The following is a 3,796-nucleotide window of genomic DNA, read 5'->3' on the forward strand; positions in this document are numbered from 1 at the left end:
GTCCGCTGCGGCGGCGTGTTGTTCGTATAGTCCGCGCCCACCGCGGCGTGATTGTCAATCAGTCTGTCGGTGACCGTCCAGTCCGCCAGCGGGCAGTCGGCGGTGAGCCGGATCGCCGTCTGCGCGTCCGGAAACCGGTCCAGCGCCCCGCGAAACCGGTCCAGCACATCGCTCAGCGATCCGCGGAAAACCTCCAGGCCTAGGCCGTGGCAGTAGTCTGCCAGCACATCGTCACCGGACTCGGCGCTGGTGGCCACCACCAGCCGGTCGATCCGTGCGGCGCGGCGCAGGCGCTCCACTTGCCGCCCGATCATCGGCTCGCCCATCACCGGCTCCATGACCTTGCCCGGCAAGCGCGTCGAACTCATCCGGGCCTGAAGGATTGCGACGTTCACGGTGCGGGTCCTGGAATCGAAACCTGGCGCCAGTCTAAGCGCCATCGCCGCTGCCGCCCGCAGCAATTTAAGCCGCTTGAAAGTCGCGCCGCTCGCTTTAGGTTGGCGCGCAGTTGAAACAACTGTTCGAACGCGGGCCTGCCCCGCCCGGAGCCCAAATGAGCCAGCGTTTCCAAGGCACCGACAACTATGTCGCCACCGACGACCTGAAGATCGCGGTGAATGCGGCGATCGCGCTGGAGCGCCCCCTGCTGATCAAGGGTGAGCCAGGCACGGGCAAGACGGTGCTTGCCTATGAGATCGCCGAGGCGCTGGGCGCGCCACTGATCACCTGGCACATCAAATCAACCACCAAGGCCATCCAAGGGCTCTACGAGTATGACGCCGTCACCCGTCTGCGCGACAGCCAGCTGGGCGAAGAGCGGGTCAAGGACGTCAAGAACTACATCAAGAAGGGCAAGCTCTGGGAGGCGTTCGAGCATCCCCAGCGTCCCGTCCTGCTGATCGACGAGATCGACAAGGCCGACATCGAGTTCCCCAACGACCTCCTCCAGGAACTCGATCGGATGGAATTCTACGTCTACGAGACCAACGAGACAATCAAGGCCGCGGTCCGGCCGATCGTGATCATCACCTCCAACAACGAAAAGGAGCTGCCCGACGCCTTCCTACGCCGCTGCTTCTTCCACTACATCCGCTTCCCCGAGGCCGACACGATGAATGAGATCGTCGAGGTCCACTATCCGGGCATCAAGCAGAAGCTCGTCGCCGAGGCCCTGCGGATTTTCTACGACATGCGCAAGGTGCCCGGTTTGAAGAAGAAGCCGTCGACCTCGGAACTGCTCGACTGGCTGAAGCTCCTGATGGTCGAGGACATCGACGGCGACGCCCTGAAGGAGAAGGATCCCACCAAGCTGATCCCGCCCCTGCACGGCGCCCTGCTCAAAAACGAACAGGACGTCCACCTCTTCGAACGCCTGGCCTTCCTGGCCCGTCGCGAGGGCGCGGGATCGCGGCCCGGCCAGTAGGACGGCCGCGTAACCCCCGAGTTACTGCGAATTCATTCGATTTTCGCCGGCGCCACGGTCACGTTCCATTTAACCGGACCGGAGTGCTCCTCGCCATGAAGTCGCTGCTTCTTCTCGCCGCCGCCTCCACCCTGGCCTTGGGGGCTACCGCCTGCTCGCCGGGCTCGAAAGCCAGTCAGCGAACCGAGCTGGACTGTCCGGTGACCCAGGGCGACCTGACCCGCACCGGCGCCGCCGCCGACGGCAGGAGCTGCAGCTACCGCACGGCCGAGGGCGCGGAAGTCACCCTGCAACTGGTGTCCGGCGACGCCAACGTCACCCTGAAAGCCATCGAGAGCACCCTGGTGGCCGCCACGACGGCGCAACCGCCCACCGATCCCGTTGGCGGCGATGCTGCGGCCGCCGCGGCCACGGGCGACGCCGCCAAGGACGCCGCCAAGGACGCCGCCGCCAGCAGACCGCCCGCCCGCACGGCCTCCGAAACCGAAAAGAAGGTCGAGTTGCATGTGCAGCGTGAGTCCGAAGCCATGGTCTCCAATGACGGCGGGCCCACCACTCGGGTCGACCTGCCGGGCATCCACATCACCGCCGGCGAGAACGACGCCAAGGTCCGCATCGGCGGCCTGACGGTCGATGCGGCCGATGACGTGGCGACCGTGCGGATCCGCAACAGCGTGCGCCTGAAGGGCGAGGCGTTCTCGCGTGAGAAGCGCGGCGTCCGCGCCACATTCATCTACACCGGCAAGAGCCTGCCCGACGGCTACCGTTTCGTGGGCTACGAGGCGGCTGGCCCCAAGGTCGGGCCGTTGGCCGTGGCGGTGGTGAAGTCACGCTCCGAGGATGGCGACGGCGGCGAGATCTATCCCGACGTGAAGCGCCTGGTCCGCAAGAACGGCGGCGCCTAGCTCTGGGCGCCGGCCCCTAGTGCGCCGGCTGCACCTCGACCACCTTGTAGGTCAGCGGCCGGCCGTCCTCGTCCGTGATGGTCACATACTCGCCCACCGCAAAGCGATGCTCCCCCAGGCGGTGAACTGGCTCGTCGTCGGCCGCGTCGTCCTCGTCATAGTCGAAGAACCAGCGCGCGCCCTTCTTGGCCAGGCGGCCGTCCACCGGATCGTCGTCCGGTGAGAAACGCCGCACGGCGCAGTCGGCCTTGGCCTTGGCGTAGGCCGCCTCGTCGATATGGCCGTCATCGGTCAGGGGCGCTGTGAGCGCATAGCCGCGATGATCGTCGCCTCCCGCGAATTCGGTCCCGGGATTGCGGGCAAGCCGCATAACGATGCGCGACAGGGTCATGGCTTCACTCCGTGGGATCAGTGAGACAAGAACAACGACGGCTGCTCTGAGTTCAAAAGAGTCCGCGTCGTCCCGCCGAAGATGAATTCCTGGAGCCGTGGATGGCCAAAGGCGCCGGCCACCAGGATGTCGGCCTCGGCCTTGCGCGCAGCGTAGAGCAGGACGGGGGCCGCGTCGCCTGTGTCGGGCAAAATATCGAGCTCGGTCTCCACCCCCCGGGTCGCATAATAGGATTGTAGCCGCGACGCATCGAAGGTCCGCGAGCTGGCCTTGGGCGCCGCCAGGATCACCACCCGGCGGGCCTTTTCCAGCAACGGCAGGGCCAGGCGCGCGGCGCGGGAGGCCTCCTTGCCGCCGTCCCAGGCCACCGCGATGGTGCCGCCGACCTTCAGGCCCTCGCGGGCGATCAGCACCGGCCGTTGCTCATCGGCCACCATCTGCTGGAAGGCCTCGGCCAGCGGGCCGCGGCCCCGGGCGGGATCGTTGTTGAACACCACCACGTCGGACAGCCGGCTCTCCCCCGACAGCCCGGCCCACACCGGCGTCTGCAAGGCCACGAAGCGGCTCCTGGCGTAGGCGCAACTGGCCATGGCGGTCCGCGCGTTGGCCTCGCCCACCTGGGCGGCTTCCTTCAGGCTTTCCAGCGCGGTGGTCTGCACTCCGCCCAGGAAGCCCTCACCCATCCAGGGCATCACGTCGGCCACATCGGCGGGGGTGTACACGCAGGCGAGTTCGGCGCCAAAAGGCTCAGCCAGCATGGCGGCGGCCTCCACGGCGGCCTTATCGCCTTGTCCGCCGGAGAGCGGCGTCATGATTCTAGCCCAACTCATGTGTTTCCCCTTGGCATGATCACAGTGGTGAGCACGATGGACCTGCTCATTGATCTTTCTCAAGTCCTGGTTCAGGTCACGACCTTCAGTGTGAGAGGAACGCGTCGGAGAGGAAAGGGCTGCGAAAGACCGGCAAGGAACCCCGGGCCTGGCAACGCATGTTGTCGGGGCGTCGTCTGGACCTGCTCGACCCCTCCCCCATGGACATCGAAATCGAGGACATCTCCCACGGCCTGGCCCGGGTGGC

General features: G+C 66.5%; 5 protein-coding genes and 1 pseudogene. 3 read left to right on the forward strand and 3 right to left on the reverse strand.

Going from position 1 to position 3,796, the window contains the following annotated elements:
- On the reverse strand, positions 1-368 hold a 368-nt coding region (locus ACLL81_RS06700), incomplete at its 3' end, for a cytidylyltransferase domain-containing protein (RefSeq protein ID WP_411287572.1).
- A gap of 185 nt (positions 369-553) precedes the next feature.
- Here ACLL81_RS06700 and ACLL81_RS06705 point away from each other — a divergent pair.
- Together ACLL81_RS06705 and ACLL81_RS06710 are read left to right on the forward strand one after the other, a co-directional pair.
- On the forward strand, positions 554-1,423 hold the full coding sequence (locus ACLL81_RS06705; protein WP_411287573.1) for an AAA family ATPase: 870 nt from the start codon (positions 554-556) through the stop codon (positions 1,421-1,423).
- 95 nt (positions 1,424-1,518) lie between these two features.
- The gene (locus ACLL81_RS06710; RefSeq protein ID WP_411287574.1) at positions 1,519-2,328 is read left to right on the forward strand and encodes a hypothetical protein; all 810 of its coding nucleotides are present in this window, start codon (positions 1,519-1,521) and stop codon (positions 2,326-2,328) included.
- Positions 2,329-2,344: 16 nt separating this feature from the next.
- Here the strand turns inward: ACLL81_RS06710 and ACLL81_RS06715 are convergent, their stop codons facing one another.
- On the reverse strand, positions 2,345-2,719 hold the full coding sequence (locus ACLL81_RS06715) for a hypothetical protein (protein WP_411287575.1): 375 nt from the start codon (positions 2,717-2,719) through the stop codon (positions 2,345-2,347).
- 17 nt (positions 2,720-2,736) lie between these two features.
- The gene (locus ACLL81_RS06720) at positions 2,737-3,549 is read right to left on the reverse strand and encodes a universal stress protein (RefSeq protein ID WP_411287576.1); all 813 of its coding nucleotides are present in this window, start codon (positions 3,547-3,549) and stop codon (positions 2,737-2,739) included.
- Between the two features lie 119 nt (positions 3,550-3,668).
- Between ACLL81_RS06720 and ACLL81_RS06725 the strand changes: the two are divergent.
- Positions 3,669-3,796, forward strand: a pseudogene (locus tag ACLL81_RS06725) (HD family hydrolase); the annotation flags it as partial.

This window comes from Phenylobacterium sp. (assembly GCF_046590535.1).
Lineage (GTDB): Bacteria > Pseudomonadota > Alphaproteobacteria > Caulobacterales > Caulobacteraceae > Phenylobacterium.